Origin of the sequence: Massilia glaciei (genome assembly GCF_003011895.2) — a bacterium.
Classification (GTDB): Bacteria; Pseudomonadota; Gammaproteobacteria; order Burkholderiales; family Burkholderiaceae_D; genus Telluria_A; species Telluria_A glaciei.
The window spans coordinates 1-23,511 of the sequence record NZ_PXWF02000307.1 but is presented as its reverse complement, the minus strand read 5'-3'; the positions used below and the strand labels follow the sequence as shown (position 1 = coordinate 23,511).

20 protein-coding genes are annotated in these 23,511 nt (G+C 64.7%); 4 read left to right on the top strand and 16 right to left on the bottom strand.

Features of this window, described 5'->3' with window-relative positions:
* Positions 1-660: DUF8808 domain-containing protein (locus C7C56_RS29120; protein WP_219933218.1), on the top strand; the 660-nt coding region annotated here is incomplete at its 5' end.
* Here C7C56_RS29120 and C7C56_RS23935 read toward each other — a convergent pair.
* The 7 genes from C7C56_RS23935 to katG form a co-directional block, all read right to left on the bottom strand.
* The gene (locus tag C7C56_RS23935) at positions 657-2,255 is read right to left on the bottom strand and encodes a methyl-accepting chemotaxis protein (protein ID WP_106759872.1); all 1,599 of its coding nucleotides are present in this window, start codon (positions 2,253-2,255) and stop codon (positions 657-659) included. The two genes, C7C56_RS29120 and C7C56_RS23935, sit on opposite strands and share 4 nt — an antisense overlap.
* Positions 2,256-2,297: 42 nt before the next feature.
* Complete coding sequence (locus C7C56_RS23930) at positions 2,298-3,053, bottom strand: HvfC/BufC N-terminal domain-containing protein (protein ID WP_106759871.1); 756 nt, start codon at positions 3,051-3,053, stop codon at positions 2,298-2,300.
* Positions 3,050-3,883 carry an MNIO family bufferin maturase gene (gene bufB, locus C7C56_RS23925; protein WP_106759870.1) on the bottom strand — a complete coding sequence of 278 codons (834 nt, stop codon included), beginning with the start codon at positions 3,881-3,883 and terminating at the stop codon, positions 3,050-3,052. Before bufB ends, C7C56_RS23930 begins: the two co-directional genes overlap by 4 nt.
* 14 nt (positions 3,884-3,897) lie before the next feature.
* On the bottom strand, positions 3,898-4,176 hold the full coding sequence (locus C7C56_RS23920; protein WP_106759869.1) for a BufA1 family periplasmic bufferin-type metallophore: 279 nt from the start codon (positions 4,174-4,176) through the stop codon (positions 3,898-3,900).
* 121 nt (positions 4,177-4,297) lie between these two features.
* Positions 4,298-4,735, bottom strand: a complete 438-nt coding sequence (locus tag C7C56_RS23915) for a group I truncated hemoglobin (protein WP_106759868.1) — start codon at positions 4,733-4,735, stop codon at positions 4,298-4,300.
* Between the two features lie 29 nt (positions 4,736-4,764).
* Entirely contained in the window at positions 4,765-5,646 is an 882-nt protein-coding gene (locus C7C56_RS23910) for a DUF3034 family protein (RefSeq protein ID WP_307719077.1), read from the bottom strand.
* Positions 5,647-5,823: 177 nt separating this feature from the next.
* On the bottom strand, positions 5,824-8,022 hold the full coding sequence (katG, locus tag C7C56_RS23905; RefSeq protein ID WP_106759866.1) for a catalase/peroxidase HPI: 2,199 nt from the start codon (positions 8,020-8,022) through the stop codon (positions 5,824-5,826).
* 170 nt (positions 8,023-8,192) lie between these two features.
* On the opposite strand from katG, the gene C7C56_RS23900 reads away from it, so the two are divergent.
* The gene (locus C7C56_RS23900) at positions 8,193-9,152 is read left to right on the top strand and encodes a ribonuclease Z (protein ID WP_106759865.1); all 960 of its coding nucleotides are present in this window, start codon (positions 8,193-8,195) and stop codon (positions 9,150-9,152) included.
* A 268-nt stretch (positions 9,153-9,420) separates the two neighbouring features.
* Here C7C56_RS23900 and C7C56_RS23895 read toward each other — a convergent pair whose 3' ends face one another.
* On the bottom strand, positions 9,421-10,623 hold the full coding sequence (locus C7C56_RS23895; protein ID WP_106759864.1) for an NnrS family protein: 1,203 nt from the start codon (positions 10,621-10,623) through the stop codon (positions 9,421-9,423).
* A 173-nt stretch (positions 10,624-10,796) separates the two neighbouring features.
* Between C7C56_RS23895 and C7C56_RS23890 the strand changes: the two genes are divergently transcribed.
* Positions 10,797-11,045, top strand: coding sequence for a heavy-metal-associated domain-containing protein (locus tag C7C56_RS23890; RefSeq protein ID WP_106759863.1), 249 nt, complete (start codon positions 10,797-10,799; stop codon positions 11,043-11,045).
* Here the strand turns inward: C7C56_RS23890 and C7C56_RS23885 are convergent.
* The 8 genes from C7C56_RS23885 to C7C56_RS23850 all read right to left on the bottom strand — a co-directional run bounded on the left by C7C56_RS23885 (position 11,042) and on the right by C7C56_RS23850 (position 22,522).
* A complete protein-coding gene (locus C7C56_RS23885; protein ID WP_106759862.1) occupies positions 11,042-11,722 on the bottom strand; it encodes a response regulator in 681 nt (226 codons plus the stop codon). The two genes, C7C56_RS23890 and C7C56_RS23885, sit on opposite strands and share 4 nt — an antisense overlap.
* A 20-nt stretch (positions 11,723-11,742) precedes the next feature.
* Positions 11,743-13,680: a type IV pili methyl-accepting chemotaxis transducer N-terminal domain-containing protein gene (locus C7C56_RS23880; RefSeq protein WP_106759861.1), complete on the bottom strand. Its 1,938-nt coding sequence runs from the start codon at positions 13,678-13,680 to the stop codon at positions 11,743-11,745.
* 87 nt (positions 13,681-13,767) lie between these two features.
* Positions 13,768-14,742 carry a GTP 3',8-cyclase MoaA gene (gene moaA, locus C7C56_RS23875; RefSeq protein WP_106759860.1) on the bottom strand — a complete coding sequence of 325 codons (975 nt, stop codon included), beginning with the start codon at positions 14,740-14,742 and terminating at the stop codon, positions 13,768-13,770.
* A 400-nt stretch (positions 14,743-15,142) separates the two neighbouring features.
* Positions 15,143-15,886 carry a peptidylprolyl isomerase gene (locus C7C56_RS23870; RefSeq protein WP_106759859.1) on the bottom strand — a complete coding sequence of 248 codons (744 nt, stop codon included), beginning with the start codon at positions 15,884-15,886 and terminating at the stop codon, positions 15,143-15,145.
* 15 nt (positions 15,887-15,901) lie between these two features.
* Entirely contained in the window at positions 15,902-16,585 is a 684-nt protein-coding gene (gene narI, locus C7C56_RS23865) for a respiratory nitrate reductase subunit gamma (protein WP_106759858.1), read from the bottom strand.
* A gap of 11 nt (positions 16,586-16,596) precedes the next feature.
* On the bottom strand, positions 16,597-17,262 hold the full coding sequence (gene narJ, locus C7C56_RS23860) for a nitrate reductase molybdenum cofactor assembly chaperone (protein WP_106759857.1): 666 nt from the start codon (positions 17,260-17,262) through the stop codon (positions 16,597-16,599).
* Positions 17,259-18,815, bottom strand: a complete 1,557-nt coding sequence (narH, locus tag C7C56_RS23855) for a nitrate reductase subunit beta (protein ID WP_106759856.1) — start codon at positions 18,813-18,815, stop codon at positions 17,259-17,261. The genes narJ and narH overlap by 4 nt, the downstream gene beginning before the upstream one ends.
* Positions 18,812-22,522 carry a nitrate reductase subunit alpha gene (locus tag C7C56_RS23850; RefSeq protein ID WP_106759855.1) on the bottom strand — a complete coding sequence of 1,237 codons (3,711 nt, stop codon included), beginning with the start codon at positions 22,520-22,522 and terminating at the stop codon, positions 18,812-18,814. The genes narH and C7C56_RS23850 overlap by 4 nt, the downstream gene beginning before the upstream one ends.
* A gap of 209 nt (positions 22,523-22,731) precedes the next feature.
* Between C7C56_RS23850 and C7C56_RS23845 the strand changes: the two genes are divergently transcribed.
* Positions 22,732-23,145 carry a ribonucleotide reductase subunit alpha gene (locus C7C56_RS23845; protein WP_106759854.1) on the top strand — a complete coding sequence of 138 codons (414 nt, stop codon included), beginning with the start codon at positions 22,732-22,734 and terminating at the stop codon, positions 23,143-23,145.
* The last annotated feature ends 366 nt before the right edge of the window (positions 23,146-23,511 follow it).

Genomic DNA, 23,511 nt, shown 5'->3' with positions numbered 1-23,511 from the left:
AGTTTCGGCGAGCTGCGCGTGCCGCCCGATATCTGGCAGGCGTTCACGCGCTACAACGTCTGGGTCGAGCCGGTACTGCTTGCGGAATGGATTCGCCTGATCGAGTCGTATGCGGGATACCGGCAGCCGAATGTGCGCCAACTCGCGCAAACCCTGCTCGCCTGGGCCGATCCCGAGCGCGACACTCGCGTCGCCCGCGAAGCCGTGGCGCGCATTCGCGCCGACGGCAAGCCCGTCTATTGCGTATGGTCCGGACAGCGCCTGCGCGGCGACTACGATGTCGACCACTGCTTCCCGTTTGCCGCCTGGCCTTGCGGGGATGCGTGGAACCTGATGCCGGCGTCGAAAACAATCAATAACGAAAAGTCGAACCGGCTGGTGACGCAAGCGGCGTTGGAAGGCGCCAGCGATTGCATCACCGATTGGTGGGGAAACGCGTTTTTGGCGGATAACGAAAACGCGCGCAAGCAGTTCTTCCTCGAAGCCGGACAGACGCTGCCCCTGCTGATCGAACGGCCGGAGCCGTCGGACATCATCGATGCGATGAAGGTGCACCGGATCCGCCTGGCCAAGGATCAGGGCTTGCGGCCTTGGGCACCGGGGCAAACCATCAGCCTCGCCGACATGATTTCGCAAGCGATCTATCAGCCGAACGATTAACGTTTCGCGATTCTGAGCGGCTCGGTTGACGCATGCTCCGGCGCACTGCCAATCCGGAACACCGAGACCGACTCCACCAACTGGTCGGCGTGCTCGCGCAAGCCCTCGGCCGAGTCCGACGTCTGCCCGACCAGCACGCGGTTGTCCTGGGTCGAACGGTCCATCTGCATGACCGAACTGCTCACCTGTTCGATGCCGATCGCCTGCTCCGCGGTGGCCGAGGCGATTTCCCGCATCGTGCTCATGACGGTCTGGACCGAGCTGACGATCTGCTCCATGGCCTGCCCGGCCTCGTTGACCTGGCTCGTGCCCATGCGCACGTTGGCCGACGAGATTTCGATCAAGCCCTTCACCTCCTTGGCCGCGTCGGCGCTGCGCAGGGCGAGCGAGCGCACCTCCGCCGCGACGACCGCGAACCCCCTGCCCTGGGTCCCCGCGCGCGCGGCCTCGACGGCGGCATTGAGCGCCAGGATGTTGGTCTGGAACGCGATGCCGTCGATCACGCTGACGATATCGCCGATCTTGGTCGAACTGGTCGCGAGCTTGTCCATCGTCTCGACAATGCCCGCCATCAAGGTGCCGCCACGCACCGCATGGTCGGCGGCGGTGCTGGCCAGCAAATTGGTTTGATGGGTGTTTCCCGCGTTCTGGCGCACCGCGGCGGAGAGCTGTTCGAGCGTCGAGGCGGCGTTCTCGAGCGCCTCCGCCTGCTGCTCGGTCCTGCTCGACAACTCCTGGTTGCCGTTGGCGATTTCCTGGGCGCTTTCATTGACGTCGTCGGTCGCGCCGCGGATGGTGCCGACCGTTTGCACCAAGCCCTGCTGCATGCGCCGCAGCGCCACCAGCAGCACCCCGACCTCGTTGCGCCACGGCGCATCGATGCGCGCCGTCAAGTCGCCCTTGGCGATCCGGTCGAAATGCTCGCCGGCGCTGCGCAGCGGCTGCAGCAGCACACGCTCGAACAGCAGCCAGTAGGCGGCCACCAGCGCCAGCGAAAACACGAACATGCCCGCGGCGAGCCAGACCGCGATGCTGAAGCGGCGCTGCGAGTCGGCACGCAGTTCCTCCCGGACCCGCTCGGCGTCGCGGATGACCTCGCGCAATACCGCTGCGAACGCCATGTCGGCCTGCTCGGCCGCCTTGCTCGCGCCCGCATAGGTTTCGAGGGAAACCTCGTACAGCGCCTCCTCGCGCTGCTCGAGCACTTTGGCGTAGGCGGCGTAGGCGCCCAACACGCGGCGCGCGCGGTCCGCGAGCCGCGGGTCGAGCCCGGACGTTTTGCGATAGCTGGCAAACAGTTTCTTGGCCTGCTCCAGTGCGGAGGACGCCTTGCGCGTGTAATCGGTTGCGCTGACCTGGTCCTCGCGCACCAGATTGATATAGGCGTTGTCCATATTGCTCAGCGCCGAAGAGAAATAGCGCTCAATGTCCTGCAGTGGCTGAATCTCCCGGTTCGACAGGCCGACCACATCCTCCATCGCCTGCGCCGACACGCGCGCATTGGTCCAGACCACGTAGACGGCGGACCAGAGCGCCACGCTGAAAATGCCAAGCACCAGCATGAGGCCGGTCCGGATGCGGAGGTTTTTAAACATAGGAATGCAATTCGCAATAAAGAAACGGGTTGGTAGAGTGCATCATTCTGTAATGCCACAGAATACACCCGCATTGATCAGTTCGGCCAAGGTAAGGCCGATATCGAGCGAGGAGTCGGCCAGCAAAGCCCGCTCGCAACATTGCGCGAGCGTGGCGCCGGCCGCGCAGCCGTCGAGAAAGGCGCATGCCCCCGCGCCCAACGGTTGCCAGCGCACCACCTTGTCGCGCGGGAGCAGCAATATGCCTTCGGGCCGCCAGGCGAGGTCGGGGGCCGGGGCGCGCTGCTCGCGGCTGGCGCTCCAGATCGTGTAGACCGGCATCTCGGGAAACCACATCCACGTTGCGCCCGGCTGTGGCCGCAGGCGGACTTCGCCGAGTCCGGCCGGCGCCATGGCGCCCAGATCGCCCGCCTGCAGCACGCCCTGGTCGGGCGCGCCATGCGCGTGATTCCAGGCTAGGTCGAGCCTGGCCACGTCGGCGAGGTAAGGCAGGCCGGCCGCCGTCTCGAGGCCGGCAAGGAATGCCGGAAACGCATGCCCGTAGGCGAGCAAGCTGGCAGATGCCGGCGGATGCGCGCGCACGTACTCGAGCGCGGCGCCGCGCATCCATGCCGGTCCGACGAGCACGGCCACGCTGGGGTAGTTGGCGGCAAGCGCGTCGACGCATGCCTTGAAGACCGTATTGCGGTAGATCGAAAAGGCGGGCTGGGCTGCGAGCGCCGACGCCGTCGCGGTGCCCGGCTCGGCGTACAGGGCGTCGATGAAAGCGTCTTGAAAACGCGTCAATGGCGAGCTCATGTTCTCACCACGTGCCGGTCGAGAACCGCTTGCGCCATTGCCCGCTCATCCATCAGGCTGGCGAACGGCGGAATGTTGCCGTCGCGCTCGACCAGGGTGGGCCGCGGTCCGATTTTTGCGATCAGGTAAGCGTAGAGCGCCCACACCTCGGGCGCGACGGGCGCGTCGTGCGAATCGACCAGCAGCCCCGCCGCTTCGCCGTCGACGCTGTGGCCGGCGAGATGGATTTCCATGATCGCCAGCGCCGGCAGACTGTCGAGGTAGGCGCGGGCGTCGTAGCCGAGATTGTTGGCGCTGACGTAGACGTTGTTCACATCGAGCAACAGGCCGCATCCGGTGCGCCGCGTCAACTCGGTGAGGAAATCGGCCTCGCCCCACGCGTGGTCTTCGATGCGCAAATAATGGGACGGGTTTTCGATGGCGATTGCGCGCCCGAGCACGTCCTGGGTCAACGCTATATTGTCGGCGATGCGGGCCAGCGCATCGCTGGTGCGGGGAAACGGAAACAGGTCGGGATAGTAGACGCCGCGCCACGCCGACCAGGCCAGGTGTTCGGACACCAACGCCGGCTCGAACCTGCGCACCAGCGCGGCCAGGCTGTCGAGCGCGCGGCGTTCCGGCGGCACATCGGCCGCGAGCGACAACGACACCCCGTGCAAGGACAGGGGATGCTTGCCGCGGATGGCATCGAGCCACGCCAGCCGCGGACCGCCATCGACGAAATAATTCTCCGGATGCACCTCGAACCAGATCGCCTCCGCCGTGCACGCGAGGGCGGCGTCGTAGTGTTCCGGTTTGAGTCCGAGTCCGGCGCCCAGCGTTGGCGGCATGTCTGCGCGGGCGGTCAGGAAATGGTCAGCGAGCCCTTGCCTTTTGGGGTTTTGATCGCTGTGCAGGTACCGGCAGGAACGTTCTTCCAGGCGTTGGCCTGGTAGTCGGTCTTGGAGGTGCCCGCGCAGCGCGTGCCTTCGCCGGCCTTGCAATCGTTTTGCGCGGCGAGCGAAACGCCGTAGCACTTCTCCACTTTCGACTTGGTCGAAACGGCTTTGTCCTGCGCCATTGCAACGCCTGAAGCGAGTGCTGCGAGCGTGAATGCGGCGGTGCCGAGATTGCGGATGTTCATGGATTTTCCTTTTTATTACAAAGACAATAATAGACGTAAGCGCCGTCCTATTTCCGTCATCCGGCGCTTACACAGCATTACCGACTCGCCGCCTTTCGTCAAGCGCAAGTGAGGTGAACGGCTAGCGGGTTTCGGTCGTGATGATGGCGCGGTGCATCCCCGCGAGCTCGGCGAGCAACTTGTTTTGCGCGGAGAACGGCGTTCCCTGCGCGGCCATCGAGACCTGCAATATTTCTACGAGAGCATTGAAGTGGGCGCGGTTGATTTTCAGGTCCATATGGGAGGTCTTCATGTCCTGCCCTTTGTAGACGCAGGGGCCGCCGCTGACCTCGCAGAATTGATCGACCAGTTGCTTTTTAAGATTGGCCTCGTCAACCTCCTTGAAGAACGGGCCCGTGCGCGGATCGGCCTGCAGGCGCGGCAGGAAATCGTCCATCAGCTTGACCAGGCCGGCCTTTTCGCCGAGTGCCTTGTAGAGCTGGTCGCGCGGCGCCGCGTCTTGCGCCAGGGCCAGCGTGGAGCTGATGCTAATGAGGATGAACAGCAGGTATTTTTTCATGATGGTTTCTGGATGGTTGGGCGCTGCGATCAGATGGCGAACTGCGCCGACAGGTAGGCGCCGCTCTGCTTGCGGTTGGCCGTGGTGGCGGGCACGATCAAGCCGAGGTCGACATAGGCCAGCGTGAGCGACACGTTCTTGTTCGGCGCCCACGCGATGAACACGTCCTTCCAATCGCTCGCGCGCAAGCCCTCGCCGAGCCCGGCGGCGCGGCCGGCGTCCTGCAAGTTGTTGGGCATGACCCGATACTCGGCGCCGATCGCGAGGTGGCGGTTGATGAGCCAGGCGACCGACACCTCCGGCATCAGGCGGTAGCGGTCGCGCGCGCCGCCAAGCGTTGCGCCGAAGCCAAGCAAGCCGTCCTGGTTCGCCTTGGATGCGCGCAAGGTGCCATTGACGACAAGGCCCCGCGCCAGCAACAACTTGGTCGCGCTGACATAGAAGTCGACCCCGTTCCTCTTGGCGCCGAGGGCGGCCAAGGTGGGGTCGAGCCCGCTCGAATCGAGCGACTTGTACTGGAAGCCGACGGCGATCTGCGGCATCGGCAGGAAACTGTCGAGGATCGCCTCGCCGGCCACCCGCATTTTGCCGCCAAGGATTTTTTGGCGAAGGTGCAAGCCGGGCAAGCCGAGGGCGGTGCCGGTGACGCCGGTGTCGAAGTCGTGGTGCGCGACCGACAGTTCGAAACGGTTGTCGAAGGCGGCCATGGCGCCGACCGCGTTCAGGCCGTAGTCGCGCGTGCTCACGCGGGTAATGTTGGCGGCGAAGCCAGTTTCGCCCGTGGTGGCGTTGGTGCCGATGACGGCCCAGGGCGTCAACCCGCCGCCCCCGGCGCCGTCGATGGTGCTCACGCCGCCGGTCAGCAGCAGCTTGCCGGTCTCGGCGTGGGCGGAGCCGAGGCTGGCCGCCACAACGCATGCGGCCGCGCAGAGCTTATGTGAAACTTTTGACAACATATATTTCCCCTATGTATTATTGTATAGCTTCGTATACTTGCCAGAGGGCCAAACGGATTCAGTTTCGAGAAGATTAATTTCGACTGTTTCCGTCGGCCCCATTTGGGGCCCTACTTTGGCCCTGCCCTGGCCCTACTTCAGGTCGAAACGATCGAGGTTCATCACCTTGTTCCAGGCCGCCACAAAGTCATGCACGAACGCATCTTGCGAGTCGCTGCAGGCGTAAACCTCCGCGATCGCCCTGAACTGCGAGTTGGAACCGAAGACCAGGTCGACCACGGTTCCGGTCCACTTGAGCTCCCCAGTCACCCGGTCGTGCCCCTCCAGCACGCCGTCGGCTGTGGCGCTCTTTTGCCACCGCGTGCCCATGTCGAGCAGGTTGACGAAGTAGTCGTTGCTCAGCGTCTCTGGCCGCTTGGTGAACACGCCCTGCGCGGACTGGCCGAAGTTGGCGCCCAATACCCGCATACCACCGAGCAAAACGGTCGTTTCGGGCGCGGTCAGCCGCATCAGGCTGGCCCGGTCCACCAGCAACTCGGCGGCCGAGCCACCCGTCCCCTTGCGCAGGTAGTTGCGGAAGCCGTCCGCGAGCGGCTCGAGCACGGCGAACGCGTCCACATCGGTCTGCTCCTGCGAGGCATCCATGCGCCCGGGCGAGAAAGGAACGAGCAGGTCGTGGCCGGCCTTCTTCCCGGCGGCCTCGACGGCCGCGCAGCCGCCCAGCACGATCAGGTCGGCAAGCGAGACTTTCTTTGCGCCCGACTGGGCGACGTTGAAATTGCTTTGGATCGCTTCGAGCTGTTGCAGCACCGCCGCCAGCGCGGCCGGCTGGTTGACTTCCCAATCCTTTTGCGGCGCGAGCCGGATGCGCGCGCCGTTCGCCCCGCCCCGCTTGTCGCTGCCGCGAAAGGTTGCGGCGGACGCCCAGGCGGTGCTGACCAATTGGGAGATGGAAAGCCCGGAGCCGAGGATCGCGGCCTTCAGGGCGGCGATGTCGTCGTTCCCGATCAATTCATGATCGAGCGCCGGGATCGGGTCCTGCCACAGCAGCGGCTCGGCAGGAACGAGCGGCCCGAGATAGCGCGCGGCCGGTCCCATGTCGCGGTGGGTGAGCTTGTACCAGGCTTTGGCGAAGGCGTCGGCGAAAGCCTGCGGATCCTCGAAAAAGCGCTTCGAAATTGCCGCATAGCTCGGGTCGATTCGCAGGGCGAGGTCGGTCGTGAACATCACCGGGGCGTGCCGCTTGGACGAATCGTGGGCATCGGGCACCGTGTCGGCGCCGGCGCCGAGCTTGGGCGTCCATTGGTGCGCGCCGGCGGGACTCTTGGTCAGCTCCCACTCGAAGCCAAACAGGTTTTCAAAGAAGTTGTTGTCCCATTTAATCGGATTTTTGGTCCATGCCCCTTCCAGACCGCTGGTGATCGTATGCGCCCCGTTGCCGGTGCCGAAAGAATTCTTCCATCCGAATCCTTGATCCTCGAGGTCCGCGCCCTCGGGTTCGAGCCCGACATGCTGGCCCGGATCGGCCGCGCCATGGGCTTTGCCGAAGGTGTGGCCGCCCGCGATGAGCGCGACCGTCTCCTCGTCGTTCATGGCCATGCGCGCGAATGTCTCGCGGATGTCGCGCGCCGCCGCGACCGGATCTGGGTTGCCGTTGGGCCCTTCCGGGTTGACGTAGATGAGACCCATCTGGACCGCGGCGAGCGGCTTGGCGAGCTCGCGCTCGCCGCTGTAGCGCTCGTCAGCGAGCCACTTGCCCTCTGGGCCCCAGTAAATGTCCTCTTCCGGCTCCCAGATGTCCGCGCGACCGCCTGCGAAACCGAAGGTCTTGAAACCCATCGAGTCCAGCGCGACATTGCCCGTAAGTACAATCAGGTCGGCCCAGGACAGTTTGCGGCCGTACTTTTGCTTGATCGGCCAAAGCAGGCGGCGCGCCTTGTCGAGGTTGCCGTTGTCCGGCCAGCTGTTGAGCGGCGCGAACCGCTGCGCGCCGGAACCGGACCCGCCGCGGCCATCCGAAATGCGGTAGGTGCCGGCGCTGTGCCATGCCATGCGGACAAAGAAAGGACCGTAGTGGCCGTAGTCGGCGGGCCACCAGTCTTGCGAGTCGGTCATCAGGGCATGCAGGTCGGCGATCACAGCGGGCAAGTCGAGGCTGTTGAACGCCGCGGTGTAATCGAATTCCCCGCCCATCGGATCGGACAGCGTGGAATGTTGGTGCAAGACCTTGAGGTTCAGTTGATTGGGCCACCAATCCGGGTTCCTCGGGGCGGCGGCGGCAGCGGGTTTGCTAAGGTCGCCAGAAAATGGGCACTTTGCTTCGGATGACAAAATTTCTCTCCTAAAAGTTTACTATTGGCAATTAAGACCAGTCTAGGGCATGAAAAACTATCGATCAACGCAATTTTATCTATTGGTGCTATAGCCAAAGGCCAACTGTGCCCGCGGACCATCACCTGTGAGCGGGCACGAATGACGGCGAATTCTTGGCATAATGCGGCATGTTCAAACTGACCTTCCTCGGCACCTCCTCCGGCGTGCCAACCAAATACCGCAACGTGACCGCGCTGGCCTTGCAGACAACCCTCAACCGGGACTGGTGGCTGATCGATTGCGGCGAAGCGACCCAACAACGGCTGCAGCACATCGCCCTGACGGTGCACGACCTGGCCGGCATTTGCATCACGCACGTGCATGGCGACCATACCTACGGCCTGCCGGGATTGCTGGCCAGCGCGTCGATGAACGGACGCAAGCGTCCCCTGATCCTGATCGCGCCGGCGGCGGTCAAGGCGTGGCTGGAGGCGACTTTTTTGCATACGGATTTGTATCTGACATTTCCGATCATTCACATCGATGTCGACGGCGATCAGGAAGTCCATCAAGAGCCGGGCTTGCGCATCACGAGCCATGCCTTGTCGCATCGAGAGCCAAGCGTGGCGTACCGCTTCGCCGTCGAGAACAGCAAATGGCGGCTCGACAACGCCGCGTTGCAGGCGAGCGGCGTCGCTCCGGGACCGTTGTGGGGGAAATTGCAGGCGGGGCACGATGTGCAACTTGACGACGGCACGGTGCTGGCGGCCGACGAGTTTCGCATCGCCCAGGTAGACCGCGCGGCGGTCGTGGTTGGCGGCGACAACGACACCCCTTCCCTACTCAGCGGCGCCTGCGAAGGCGCGCAACTGCTGGTGCACGAGGCGACCTATACCGAGGCGGTATTGCAGAAGGTTGGCCCCGGGCCGACCCACAGTTCGGTGCAAAGGGTGGCGCAGTTTGCCACTGCAAGCGGTGTGCCGAACTTGATCCTGACCCACTTCAGCCCGCGTTACGACAACAGCGAAGGCATGGCCGAAGTTGAGGCGGAGGCGCGACAGCACTACGAAGGCGCGCTGTTTCTGGCGCGCGATTTCGACCGCTATGAGCTCAGTGTGGATGGCGTGGTGAGAAAATTGGAAGCGTGACCGCTACCTCAGCTTAGATGCCCGGGGGGGCGCGCGCACACTCCGAGGTCGAATCAAGTAGCAAATGAGCGCTGGCAATACGAGAGGTACGGCCGCAGCCGCGCCGATTGCGACTCTATAGAAATCGGCGCCTTTTGGCGACAATATCGCAAGTGCGCCCAGGGGAGCAGAGAGCGTTTATGTCGAACGGCTCGACCTAGTTAAAGCGGGTCCAGCGGGGAACGGCAGTTGCAAGCCGAGCAGGCCCCTTGGGTGACGACCGCGGCAACTAGCCCTCTTTTCCATCGATTCGCGCGCGCAGCAAATAAGGCCCGTACACCACGAGGAATATGACGAACGACAAGGTCCAGCACACCCCCGAAAGCACCAACGCCTCATTGCGCCACGCGGCCGGAGCGAACCCGGCCAGAACCCGCAGCAACGCCCCGGCCTGTATCAACCCGTACATGGCGGGCTCGGCGCGTTTGGCGACCATCATCCGCCCCGTGTGGCCGAGCGTGGTGCGGGTCATCATGCCGATGATCAGGCCCGCCATCGAGCCAACCGCCAGCGCATGGAAGGCTGTGCTGGCGGTGCCGATGCCGACCGCGGCGAGCCCCAGCAGCAAGAACCCCACGCCAACCCAGGCATAACCGAGGTGCAGTATCCACAGCAAGGGATTGCGCAGCGTGCGGTGCGGCTTCCAGCCCGCCAGGCGCCAGAACGAGGCCACGCCGGCACAGCCGGCCAACGCCAGCATCGGCCAGCCCTGCACCCCTGCGACCAAGCCTAGGCTGGCCGCCACCGTAAGCGCCAGCGCCACCTTGTCGACGCGCGGATGGATCGCCGCTCCGGCACCGGGCGCGCCATTGTTGGTGAACATCGGGATCACCCTGCCGCCAATGACCGACTCGATAATGACGATTACGAGAATGGCGCCATGCACCGGCGCCACCGGCGATATGGAAACCCACCCCAGCAAGGCGGCATGGAACAGCCCATTCGCCAACGCGAGCACGCCAAGCAGGCCGACCAGCGGCATATTGCGTTTATTCCCGGACTGATGCAGCACGCGGAACATGGCCCACGCCGACAGGGGCAAAAACAAAATGTCCACCGCCGCGGCCAGCCATACCGGCGCCGCCAGCATCGCCACGCGCCCAAGCACCCACAGCAACGCCAACAACGCCAGGTGCGTGCCGCGCGGCGTCCACAACCCAGTCCAGTTGCGCCCCGCCGTGAACAGGAAGCCGACGATCACGGCCACGGCCATGCCAAACACCATCTCGTGCATGTGCCAGGCCAGGCCGACCTGCGGCCAGCCATGCAACCAGCCGAGGTACTGCGCCAGCCACAGCGGTATGGCCAGCGCCGCCAGCGCCGCCGCCAGCAGGTAGAACGGACGGAAGCCCAGCGCCCACAAGGGATGCTGCGCGGCCCACGCGGGATGGCGCGCCGGCGCGGCGGGTTCTTCGATTTTCAGCAGGCTCATGATCGGGCTCTTTTTTAAAGATATATGTGAAATACTACTTCAAACGCGCCCCGCCAGCAATGGCGTTCTGCGGAAACCACCGGAAAATTGATCCAGATTGCGTTTTTCAATCCGGCCTATGGACGGCGGACGGCGGCTGGCCTAGGCTACGGGCATCACAACAGGAGGAATCCATGCAAACCGCAACATTGACCATTCCCGCCATGCAAAACGAGGCCATCGCGATCGAGGTCGCCAAGGCGCTCGAAACCGTGCGGGGCGTCGAATCCGTGCATGTCACGCTGGCCCACAACCGCGCTCGCGTCGGTTTCGACGAAAACCTCGCCTCCCCCACCCAGCTTCGCTCGGCCGTCAACGCGGCCGGCTTCGTCGTCGCCGACGCACCCGCGAGCGGCTGCTGCGGCGGTTGCGGCGGTAACTAATTGGCCCGGTCGGCCGCCTCGTTCGTCATGCGCTGCTCGACGGCGTAGACGGCCGCCTGCACCCGGCTCGACAGTTTGAGTTTCTTGAGCACGTTCTGGACATGGATCTTGACCGTGCTCTCGGCCAGATCGAGCTTGCGCGCGATCAGCTTGTTGCTCTCGCCGCGCGCCAGGCAGTCGAGGATGCCCTTCTCGCGCGGGGTCAGCTTGTCGATGTCGGACGGCGGCGGCGCGTTCTGCGCTCCGCCGTGCAGCTGGGCCACGAGCTTGCCGGTGAGCGCCTCGGCCACCACGGTTTCGCCGGCGGCCGCGCGGCGGATCGCGCGCAACAGGTAATCGGTCTCGATGTTCTTGATCAGGTAGCCGCGCGCGCCCGAGCGCATCGCCAGCGCCAAATCCTGCGACTCCTCCGACACGGTCAGCATGATGATGGCGGTGTCGGGGCAATCCTGCTTCATCAGCTGCAGCGTTTCGACTCCCGAAATGCCGGGCATGTTCAAGTCCAGCAGCACCACGTCGGGCTTGAGTTGCTGGGCGCGCTTGATGCCCTCGACCCCGTCGGCCGCCTCCCCCACCACCAAAAACTCGGCGTGGCGCTGCAGCAGCGAGCGTATCCCGCTGCGGAACAAGGAATGGTCGTCAACCAGCAGCACCCGGATCGGTTGGTCGGTTTGCATTTAGTAGGTCCTTAATCAGGTCAGGCCGCGCGCCGTTGCGCGCGCGGCAGGGTGAGTTCGATGGTGGTGCCGACGCCCGGCGCCGAGCGCAGCGCCAGCGTGGCGTCGATGCGCACCGCCCGCTCGCGCATGATGTCGATGCCGACATGGCTGTCGCCCAGTCCGGCCAGCTTGTCCGGGTCGAAACCGTCGCCATCGTCCTCGATCGTCAGCGTGAAGTCTTCTCGGTCCTGCAGGCGCACCAGCACGCGGCTGGCGCCGGCGTGCTTGCGCACATTCGACAGCGCCTCCTGCACGATGAACAGCAGTTGCAACTGCTGCTCGCGCGGGAACGGCGCGCCGTCGATGTCGGCCACCAGTTCTGCGGCCATGCCGGTCTGGCGCCGGAACTTGTCGACCGTCGTTTCCAGCGCCCCGACCAGGTTTTCCTCCACCAGGCGGCTGCGGAAATTGTGCAGCAGTTCGCGCACGTCCTCATAGCTCTCTTGCACCCCGGCGCGCAGCATCGGGATGATCTCGGCGACGTCGTCGATCTTGCCGTCGCGGACAGACTGGTCGAGCATCTGCACCTGCAGGTTCAGGAAATTCAAGCCCTGGGCGATGCTGTCGTGCAGTCCCTGCGCCACCAGGTTGCGCTCTTCCGAGACCGCCATTTCGCGTTCGCGCGCGCCCAGGCGCAGGTTTTCGATCGCGGTGCCGAGCAGCTGGCCCAGCGTTTCGAGCAGGCTTTGCGCGCGCGCGTCGAATTCCTTGGGCGAGCGGAAATGCAGGTTGAAAAACCCCAGGTGCTGCTGCTGCGCATAGATGTGGAACACCGACACCGTGGCAAAACCCTCGCGGTGGCATTCGAGCTCGTAGGCCTTGTCCATCTTGCGCAAGTCGTGGATCACGGTGACCTTGCGCTGCACCGCCTCGCCGCACAGGCAGTCGCCGACCTTGATGCAGTGCTCGCGCGCGACCAGCTCGGGCGAGATCCCCTGGTGCACGACCATGTGCAGGTTGCCGCGGCTGTTGTCGAGCACGCGCACCGAGCCGCCGTCGGCCTCGAAGAATTCGCAGATGCGCTGCAAAAGGCCCCGGCACAGCGGCTCCAAGGGCTGCGGCCGCTGCAGGAAGGCGGCCGCGTCGTACAGCAGCGCCAGCTCGCGGTTCTGGTACTCGAGCGTCGCGGTCTTGAGCCTGACCCGCTCCTCGAGGCTGCCGTACAGCGCCTGCAGGCGGTCGGCCATCTGGTTGAAGCCCTGCCCGAGCTGGCCAAACTCGTCGCGCGATTCGAGCGACAGGCGGACCGCGAAATCGTGCTCCTTCATGCGGTTCAAGCCCTCGTGCAGGCGGGTCACCGGCTCGACGATCAGGCTGAACATCAGATAGATCAGGCTGACCGTGCCGACCATTGCCAGGCCCAGCAGGGCCAACTGCGAGCCACGCAGCCAGAACGTGCGCGTTTCGCTGTCGCGTTCGATCAGTTTCACGAGCGCGTCGACGCGCGCGACGAACTGCTCGGTGTGCTCGCCAAAGCGCGCCTGGGCGGCGGCCCTGGCCGGCCCGGCCAGCCGCGCCAAGGCTAGGGCCTCGGGGCGCAGGCCGGTTTGCCATTCGCCGGCGATGGCCTCGAACTGGGTGCGGATGGCGCCCGTCGGCGGCAGCAGCAACGGGCGCTGCGGGTCGCCCTCGCGCAACTGCGCCAGTGTGGCCGATATGTGATTGAGCTGGCGCGCGGCGGCCGCGGCCGCCCTCGGGTCGCCGTCGTGCGCGCGGTCGAGCAGGATCGCCAGCCGATAGCTGTTCATGCGCACGCTGCCGGTGTCGTTGATCGCGGCGGCGCTGCCCTCGAGCTGCCACGAAAGGTAAAGCGTGGTCAGGATGGCGGTCAGGGCCAGCAGCAAAAAGCCCAGCAGCGCGCCGACGATCTTGGTCGAGAGCTTGTGGCGTGACGGGATTAACGCATCAAGGGGCATAGCAACTCCAGGCATGGCGGCGCCGTGCGGCAACGCTCGCTTGACATCATACGCTTGTGCCCAGTCCGAGCAAGTGCGCGCGCGCCCTCAACCACCGGTCTGCGCCATGAAACGCACGATTTTCTGAGGCTGCTCGCGGAACTCGTGGCGCTCCGGTTTGAGCGTGATGGCGTGGCGGATCGCGTCTTCGAGCTCGGCATCGCTGGCGCCGGCGCGCAGCATCGGGCGGAACTCGAACTTGTCCTCCTGGCCCAGGCACAGGTACAGGGTACCATCGACCGCAAGCCGGACCCGGTTGCAGTCGCCGCAGAAATGCTGCGACATCGGGGTGATGAAGCCGACGCTGGTGCGCCCGTCCGGGGTGACCAGGTAGCGCGCCGGTCCGCCGCCCAGGCGCGCGACCTGCGGCATCAGCTTGAAGCGCTGGCGGAGGCGTTGTTCGACCGGGCCCAGGTCGAGCCAGGTGGTGTCCTGCCCGGTGGCGCCCATGGGCATGGCCTCGATCAGGCGCAGCGTGAAGCCGTGCTCGATGCAAAAGCCGACCATGTCGTCGATCTGGGTGTCGTTGACGCCGCGCAGCGCCACCATGTTGATTTTGATAGGGTCGAATCCGGCGTCCTTGGCGGCCATGATGCCGTCCATGATCTGCCCGAGGCTGTCGCGGCCCGTGATTTGCTCCATGCAGCCGCGGTCGAGCGAATCGAGGCTGACGTTAATGCGCGAGACGCCGGCCGCGCGCAGCTCGGCGGCGTGGCGCGTCATGCGGGTGGCGTTGGTCGAGAGCGACAGGTCGGTGATGCCGGGGATGGCCGACAGGCGCCCGGCCAGGCCGGCCAGGTCGCGCCGCAGCAGCGGCTCGCCGCCGGTCAGGCGCAGGCGCTCGGTGCCGAGGCGGGCGAAGGCGGACACCAGGCGTTCGATCTCGTCGAAGGTGAGCCAGTGCGACGGCTCCTCGAAGCCCTTGAATCCCTTCGGGATGCAGTAGGTGCAACGCAGGTCGCAGCGGTCGGTGACCGACAAGCGGAGGTATTCGATCGAGCGGCCGTAGCGGTCACGCAGCATTGCCTGCTCCACTGGTTAGTTGATGGACTTAAAGTAGCTAAGTTAAAGGCGTCGACAAAGCAGCCAACGTCATCGCCGTCGATAAATTACCCGACGTCATCCCCGCGAAAGCGGGGACCCATGCTGAGCTTGCCTATACGCGGAGTTAAAACCTTCAGGCCCTACAAGTCCGAACTTTCGGGAGCCGCATAACCGCATCTTCAGCATGGGGAAAACGCATGCGTTTGCGCTTTCGCGGGGATGACGTTGGTTGTTTTTATCTCGGAGAGCAGTGTGCCAACGCTGGAACGACGTGCGGCCTTTAATTGATGGGCCCATTGTAGCGGGCCGGGGTCGATTTGGCTGTGCGCAGGACGAAGGGGGCCGACTAGTCATAAATGACTAGCCGGCCCGTTATGCGTCATTGCACCAGCGGCGAATCGGCGCCCTCCAGCTCAAGCCCCTCGATCTGGGCCTGCCCCACCAAAATATGCAGATACTGGTGTGTCGCGCGCCGGCTGGCCATCTGGTCGAGGAGGATGGCGACCTCGTCGCGCACCGCGTCGAACGGCAACAAGGTCCCCGCCACCTTGCGCTGAACCTGCACAATGTGCAGGCCGAAGCGCGTCTCGAGCAAGCGCCCGGCAAGCTCGCCCTCGCCCAACCGGAACAACAGTTCCTCGAATTCCGGCACGCACTGCCCGCGCGACAACTGCCCTAGGCTGCCGCCCACCTGCCCCGAACTGCAATTGGAATACTGCGCGGCCAGCTCTGCGAAGCGCTCCGGCTGCGCCTGCAAGGCCTCGAGCAAGGCCTCGCCCGTGCCGCGCAACAATTCCAACGGCGCGTCCGGCGTCACCTGCAGCAAAATGTGCCGCGCCTCGACCATGTCGCCGTTGGTGTAGCGGGCCGCGTTGTTGCGGTAGAAGCGCAGGCAGGCCTCCTCGTCCGCCTTGGGCACCTGGACCTGGAAGGCCAGCAGTTCTTCGATGCGCTGGTCGTCGTCGCCGCAAATTCCCAGCGTGTCGGCCTGCTGCAGCAGCACGGTGCGCAGCACCAGTTCCTGGGCCGCCTGCTTGAGCGGGTTGTCTGCGTCCTGGTGGTGCGCCAATTCCTGCTCGATGGCGCTGTCGTCGATGTCGACGCCGTTGACTGCGATTCCCATGATTATTCTCCTCGATTAACGGCTGCGCACCAGTTGATAGGCGCGGCCCAGGTAGGTCAGCGCGCCAAAGCCGCTCCACACATGCACCAGGCGGGTGAACGGGAAGATCACAAACAGCGACATGCCCATGAACAGATGCAGCTTGAACAGCAGCGGCGCGCCGTCGATGAAGTTGGAGGCGCCGGCGCGGAAGGTGACGATGTACTGCGCCCAGTTCATCAGCGTGACCATCGTGTGCCCGTCAAGGTGCGAGGCCGAGACCCAGATCGACGACAGCCCCAGCAGCAAGGTGGCGAGGATCCACAGCAGCACGACCTTGTCCTTGAAGGTGGTGGCGTTGCGCAGGCGCTCGTTGCTCCAGCGGCGCGCCAGCAGCAGCACGATGCCGGCCAGGCACAGCAGGCCCATGACGCCGCCCGCGACCATCGCGAACACCTGCTTGGCGCCGTGCCCCACGCCCAGCCAGTCCCACACCGCCACCGGCGTGAGCAGGCCGGCCGCGTGGCCGAAAAACAGGCCGATGATCCCGACGTGGAACATGATGCTGCCGGCGCGCAACTGGCCGCGGTGCAGCACCTGGGTCGATTCCGACTTCCAGCTGTACTGCTCGCGGTCGAAGCGGATCAGGCTGCCGAGCAGGAAGATCGCCAGCGCGATGTAGGGGTAGATCCCGAACAGAAAGTGGTGCATGTAGTCCATGATGGGCTCCTTCAGGCGGCCGAGGCGGCGGCGCGCGCCTTCGGATAAAAATTGATCGGATGCGTGCCGGGTATCCCGGTGTTTTTGAGTAGCGGCTCGACGCCGTCGGCACCGGGGCCGAAGGTCTCGAGCGCCTCGTCCATGTCGCGCACGGGCGGCTCGGTCAGGGTTTCGGCGGCCACCGGGCTCAGTTGCTCGAGCACGTTGAAGACCCCGGCGTACGGGCTGCCGTTGGCGTCGAGCTTGCGCCCGATATGGGCCAGCACGTGCACCGCGTCGCCGAGCAACCGCGCCGCCTCGTCCGCGCTTTGCTGGTCGAGGAACTCGAGGAACAGCGGCACGTAGTCGGGCAGGTCGTCGCCGGTCATGTGCAGGCCGTGCTTCTTGTACTCCTCCATCAGGTCGACCATGGCCTGGCCGCGGTCGCGCGACTCGCCGTGGATATGCTCGAACAGGTGCAGCGAGTGCGAGGGGTTGCGGTCGAACGTGCTCACGTACTGCTGCTGCAGGTCGATCAGCCTGCCGGCGCCGAGGTAGTCGAACAGCGGCAGCAGCGGCGCTTGCAAAGCCGGCGTGTCGGCCATCAGGTCGGCCAGCGCCGGCAGATTTGCGAGCAGCTCCGGCTCGGGGTACTGCAGCAGCGCCGACAGGACGGCGTAGTGGCGTGGCTGTTTCATGATGCCTCCTCGGTGGCTTTTTTGCGCGACTTGGGCATCGAGACGAAGTTCACCGATCCCGATTTCTTCTTGCCGAACAGGCTCGTTTCGGTCAAGCCGTCGGAGCAGCCATTGCCAAAGCTAAAACCGCACGAACCCTTCTCGTTGAAGCTGTCCTCGGCCATCTCCTTGTGGCTGCTCGGGATCACGAAGCGGTCCTCGTAATTGGCGATCGCCATGATGTGGTACATGTCCTCGACCGTCGCCTTGTCCAGCCCCACGCCCTCGAGCACGGCGAGGTTCTCGACCTTGTCGACGCTCTTGCTGCGCATGTAGGCGCGCATGGCGAGCATGCGGTCGAGCGCGCGGATGATCGGCGGCTGGTCGCCTGCCGTGAGCAGGTTGGCCAGGTACTGGACCGGAATGCGCAGGCTGGCGGTGTCGGGCAGGATGCCGTTCATGCCCATCTTGCCCGATTCGGCCGCGGCCTGGATCGGCGACAGCGGCGGGATGTACCACACCATCGGCAAGGTCCGGTATTCGGGATGCAGCGGGAAGGCCACCTTCCATTGAACCGCCATCTTGTAGACCGGCGAGCGCTTGGCCGACTCGAGCCACGAGTCCGGAATGCCCTGGCGGCGCGCCTCCTCGATGATGGCCGGGTCGTGCGGGTCCAAAAACAGGCCGAGCTGGGCGCCGTACAGGTCGCGCTCGTCGGCCACCGATGCCGCCGCCTCGATCTTGTCGGCGTCGTAGAGCAGCACGCCGAGGTAGCGGATGCGGCCCACGCAGGTCTCCGAACACACCGTCGGCTGGCCCGCCTCGATGCGCGGATAGCAGAAGGTGCACTTTTCGGCCTTGCCCGAAGACCAGTTGTAATAGATCTTCTTGTACGGGCAGCCCGAGATGCACATGCGCCAGCCGCGGCATTTGTCCTGGTCGATCAGCACGATGCCGTCGTCCTCGCGCTTGTACACCGAGCCAGACGGGCACGACGCGACGCAGGTCGGATTGAGGCAGTGCTCGCACAGGCGCGGCAGGTACATCATGAAGGTGTTCTCGAAGGTGCCGTACATCTCCTTCTGCATATTGTCGAACAGCTTGTCCTGGCTGCGCGCGGCGAATTCGCCGCCCAGGTCATCCTCCCAGTTTGGGCCCCATTCGATCTTGTCCATCTTTTTGCCGGTCAAGACCGACACCGGACGCGCCGTCGGCGGCGTCTCCGACAACGGCGCGTTTTGCAGGCGCTCGTAGTCGTAGGTGAACGGCTCGTAGTACTCGTCGATGGCCGGCAGGTTGGGGTTGGCGAAGATGTTGGCGAGGATCTTGAGCCGCCCGCCCTGGCGCGGCTCGATCTTGCCGTTGGCCTTGCGCTTCCAGCCGCCGTTCCACTTGTCCTGGTTCTCCCACTGCTTTGGATAGCCGATGCCCGGCTTGGTCTCGACGTTGTTGAACCACGCGTACTCGACACCGTCGCGGCTGGTCCAGACGTTCTTGCAGGTGACCGAGCAGGTGTGGCAGCCGATGCACTTGTCCAGGTTCAGCACCATCCCGATTTGCGCTCTGATTTTCATACGTTCGCTCCCGAATCTTGTTCAACCAGTGGGCCTTCCAGCCACTCGACCTTGTCCATCTTGCGCACCAATACAAACTCGTCGCGGTTCGATCCGACGGTGCCGTAGTAGTTGAAGCCCCACGACAGCTGCGCATAGCCGCCGATCATGTGGGTCGGCTTGGTGACGGTGCGCGTGACCGAGTTGTGGATCCCGCCGCGCTTGCCCGACAACTCGGCGCCCGGCGTGTTGATGATCTTTTCCTGGGCGTGGTACATCAGTATCATGCCGGCAGGCACCCGCTGGCTGACCACGGCGCGCGCCGTCAGCGTGCCGTTCACATTGAAGGCCTCGATCCAGTCGTTGTCGACGATGCCGGCCGCCTTGGCGTCGTCCTCGGACAGCCAAACGTGCGGCCCGCCGCGCGAGAGCGTGAGCATGCGCAGGTTGTCCGAGTAGGTCGAGTGGATCCCCCACTTCTGGTGCGGCGTGATGAAGTTGAGCGCGATCTCCTTGTTGCCGTTCGGTTTAGCGCCCAGCATCGCCGCCGTCGTCTTGGTGTTGATGGCCGGCTTGTACACGCACAGCCCCTCGCCGAAGTCGCGCATCCACAGGTGGTCCTGGTAGAACTGCTGGCGGCCGGTCAGGGTGCGCCAGGGGATCATCTCGTGCACATTGGTGTAACCGGCGTTGTAGCTGACCTCCTCCGATTCCAGGCCCGACCAGGTCGGCGAGGAGATGATCTTGCGCGGCTGCGCCTGCACGTCGCGGAAGCGGATCGTGTCGTGCTCGCGCGGCAGCGCCAGGTGGGTATGGTCGCGCCCCGTCATCTTCGACAGCGCGGCCCAGGCCTTGACGGCCACGTGGCCGTTGGTCTCCGGGGCCAGCGAGAGGATCATCTCGGCCGCGTCGATGGCGGTGTCGAGCCGCGGCTGGCCTTTTGACACACCCTCCTCGGTCACGGTGCGGTTGATGCCGCGCAGGACGTCGATTTCGTGGCCGGTCTTCCAGCCGATGCCCTTGCCGCCGTTGCCGAGCGACTCGAGCAGCGGGCCGATCGAGGTGAACTTCTTGTACACGTCCCTGTAGTTACGCTCGACCACGGTCAGGTTCGGCATGGTCTTGCCGGGGATCGGCTCGCATTCGCCGGCGCGCCAGTCCTTGGGGTCGAACGGCTGGCCCAGTTCGCCCGGGGTGTCGTGCATCAGCGGGGTGAGCACCAGGTCGGTCTGGGTGCCCAGGTACTCGCCGCCAATCTCGGTGAATTTTTCGGCGATGCCCTTGTAGATCTCCCAGTCGGACTTGGACTGCCACAGCGGCTGCACGGCCTCCGACAGCGGGTGGATGAAGGGGTGCATGTCGGACGTGTTGAGGTCGTCCTTCTCGTACCAGGTGGCGGTAGGCAGCACGATGTCGCCATAGAGGCAGGTGGTCGACATGCGGAAGTCGAGCACCACCACCAGATCGAGCTTGCCTTCGGCGGCCGGGCGCACCTTGACGTCGCGCGGCTTGATGCAATGGTCCTCGTTGCTCATCAAGGCGTTCTGGGTGCCCAGCAGGTACTTGAGGAAGTACTCGTGGCCCTTGCCGGAGCTGCCCAGGATGTTGGAGCGCCAGATGAACATATTGCGCGGGAAGTTGGCCGGGTTGTCCGGGTCGTCGCACGAAAATTCGAGCTTGCCGGCCTTGATCTGCTCGACCGCGTAGGTGGCAGGATCCTTGCCGGCGGCCTTGGCGGCGCGCGTGACCTCGAGCGGATTGGTTTGGAGCTGCGGGGCCGACGGCAGCCAGCCCATGCGCTCGGCCTTGGCGTTGTAGTCGATCAGCGCCATCGGCTCGGCCGGCACGTCGGCCGAGGGCGAGGCGATCTCCTCGATGTGCAGCTTTTCGTGGCGCCACTGGCTGGTGTGGGCGTAGAAGAACGAGGTGCCGTTCATCTGGCGCATCGGACGGTTCCAGTCCTGGGCGAATGCGAGCGGGGTCCAGCCGGTCTGCGGGCGCAGCTTCTCCTGGCCGACGTAGTGGGCCCAGCCGCCGCCGGACTGGCCTACGCAGCCGCACATCATCAACAGGTTGATGATGCCGCGGTAGGTCATGTCCATGTGGTACCAGTGGTTGAGCGCGGCGCCGACGATGACCATGCTCTTGCCATGGGTCTTGTCGGCGTTCTCGGCGAACTGGCGCGCCACGGTGATCACGTCGGCCGCCTTGACGCCGGTGTGCTTGACCTGCCATGCGGGGGTGTACGGCACGTCGTCGTCGTAGCTGGTGGCCACGTTGGCGCCGCCGAGGCCGCGGTCGATGCCGTAGTTGGCCAGGGTCAGGTCGAACACGGTGGCGACGTTGATGACGCTGCCGTCGGCCAGGGTGACGCACTTGACGGGCACCCGGCGCTGCAGCATGTCGTCGGCATCCTTGCCGCCGAAGTAGGCGAAGCCGACGTCGAGGACCGCGTCACTGCAATCGATCAGCGACAGCAGCGGGTCGATCGCGCGACCGCTGGTGCCCTCCTTCTGCTCGAGGTTCCAGCGACCCGACTCGCCCCAGCGGAAGCCGATGGTGCCGCCGGGCGCGCAGATGGCGCCGGTGGCCTCGTCGATGACCAGGGTCTTCCAGTCTGGGTTGTTGGTCTCGTCGAGATTGTTGGCCAGGTGCGAGGCGCGCAGGAAGTAGTCGGGCACGAGCGCGCCGTTTTTCTCGACCAGCGTGACGAGCATCGGGAAGTCGGTGTACTGCTTGACGTAGCCGCGGAAGTAGTCCGAGCCGCCGTTGGCGTGGAACTCCTTGAGCACCACGTGGCCCATGGCCAGCGCGAGCGCGGCGTCGGTGCCCTGCTTTGGCGCGAGCCAGATGTCGCCGAACTTGGCCATCTCGCCAAAGTCGGACGACACGGCCACCGTCTTGGTGCCCTTGTAGCGCACCTCGGTGTAGAAGTGGGCGTCGGGGGTGCGCGTCATCGGCACGTTCGAGCCCCACACCATGAGGAAGGTGGAGTTGTACCAGTCGGCCGATTCGGGCACGTCGGTCTGCTCGCCCCACACCTGCGGGCTGGCCGGAGGCAGGTCGCAGTACCAGTCGTAGAACGACAATGCCACGCCGCCGATCAGCGACAGGTAGCGGGTTCCGGCCGCATAGCTCACCATCGACATGGCCGGAATCGGGGAGAACCCGACGATGCGGTCAGGTCCGAATTTTTTGATCGTGAGGGCATTCGCGGCGGCGATGATCTCGTTCACGTCGTCCCACTTGGCGCGCACGAAGCCGCCCAGGCCGCGGATCGACTTGTACGAGGCGGCGCGGGTTTTGTCCTGGCTGATGTAGTCCCAGGCCGTGACCGGGTCCATTGTGAGGCGCGCCTCGCGCCACATCTCCATCAGGCGCCCGCGCACCATCGGGTACTTGACGCGCTGGGCCGAATACACGTACCACGAATAGCTGGCGCCGCGTGGGCAGCCGCGCGGCTCGTGGTTGGGCAGGTCCGGGCGGGTGCGCGGATAGTCGGTCTGCTGGGTTTCCCAGGTGATCAACCCGTTTTTGACATACACCTTCCAGCTGCACGAGCCGGTGCAGTTGACGCCGTGCGTCGAGCGCACGATTTTGTCGTGCTGCCAGCGTTGGCGGTAGGTGTTCTCCCAGGTGCGGTCCTCGTGCACGACGGCGCCGTGGCCGTCGGAGAAGGTCTCCTTGGGATTATTGAAGTACTTCAGGCGATCCAGAAAATGACTCATGCTGCCTCCACAAGATGAAAGCGGCGCCGCCAGCGATGGCGCAGCTTGATGGAATCAGTCTACGCAGCGGGACGGGGCATGGATATTGGCAAGAAGGCGGTTGGGCGCGGCGACAAGGACTAGGCGGACTAATCCTTTGTGGCTATGGAGCATGCCAAATGGATGCGGTATACCTGTGGCCATCCATTTTTTTGCGTAAGAGGCCCGTTATGACGATCGACAGTTTCACCACCTTGCTGGACGCCGCGCGCGCCCAAGATCAACCCCAGCGCATGCTGTTTGCGTTTGCCAGGGCCGAATTGCCCGATGGCGCGGGCAGCGCCGAACGCAGCGCATTTGCCGAAAGGCGCGGCGGCGCGCTGGCCCCGGTCATGTGCGTCGACAAGACGCTGGACGAACTGGGCAGCTTTGAGGAGCTGGTGGCGGAATCGCGGCATACCGGCGCCGACTGGGACATCGTGTTTGTCAGTAGTATGTCGGGACGCGGAGGCCAGGTGCCGGCGTCGAGCGAGGCCGAGGCGCCGCTCAATATGATGGTCACCTACATCCACACCGGGGAGATCGGGCGCTTCCTAGCCTTTGCCAAGGATGGCCAGTTGGTCAAGTTTGCGCCGGCGGCGTAGGGGCGACCGCAAACCGGCCGTCATTCCCGCGAAGGCGGGAACCCATACTGAAGCCGCATATACGCGCAGTCCCCCAAATCTTTTCGCTCGCAGACCTGAAATTTTCTATGACGAGTATCAGCCCACTCAACATGGGGCAAACGCATGCGTTTGCCCCATGTTGAGCGTACGAAAACTCGCCGTAAAAAATTTAAGCCCTGTCCGTAGGGAACGCCAGGTCCGGCAAATGGACACTTGCGAACCAACCACTTAAAGCACCAGCAACACCGACACCATCAGCGCCAAATAATTCTTAAATGTCCTTTTGCCGGACCCGCCCCGGGGCCGCCGCGCCCGCCTCACTGGGCGTTCTCAAGAACCAAGTGC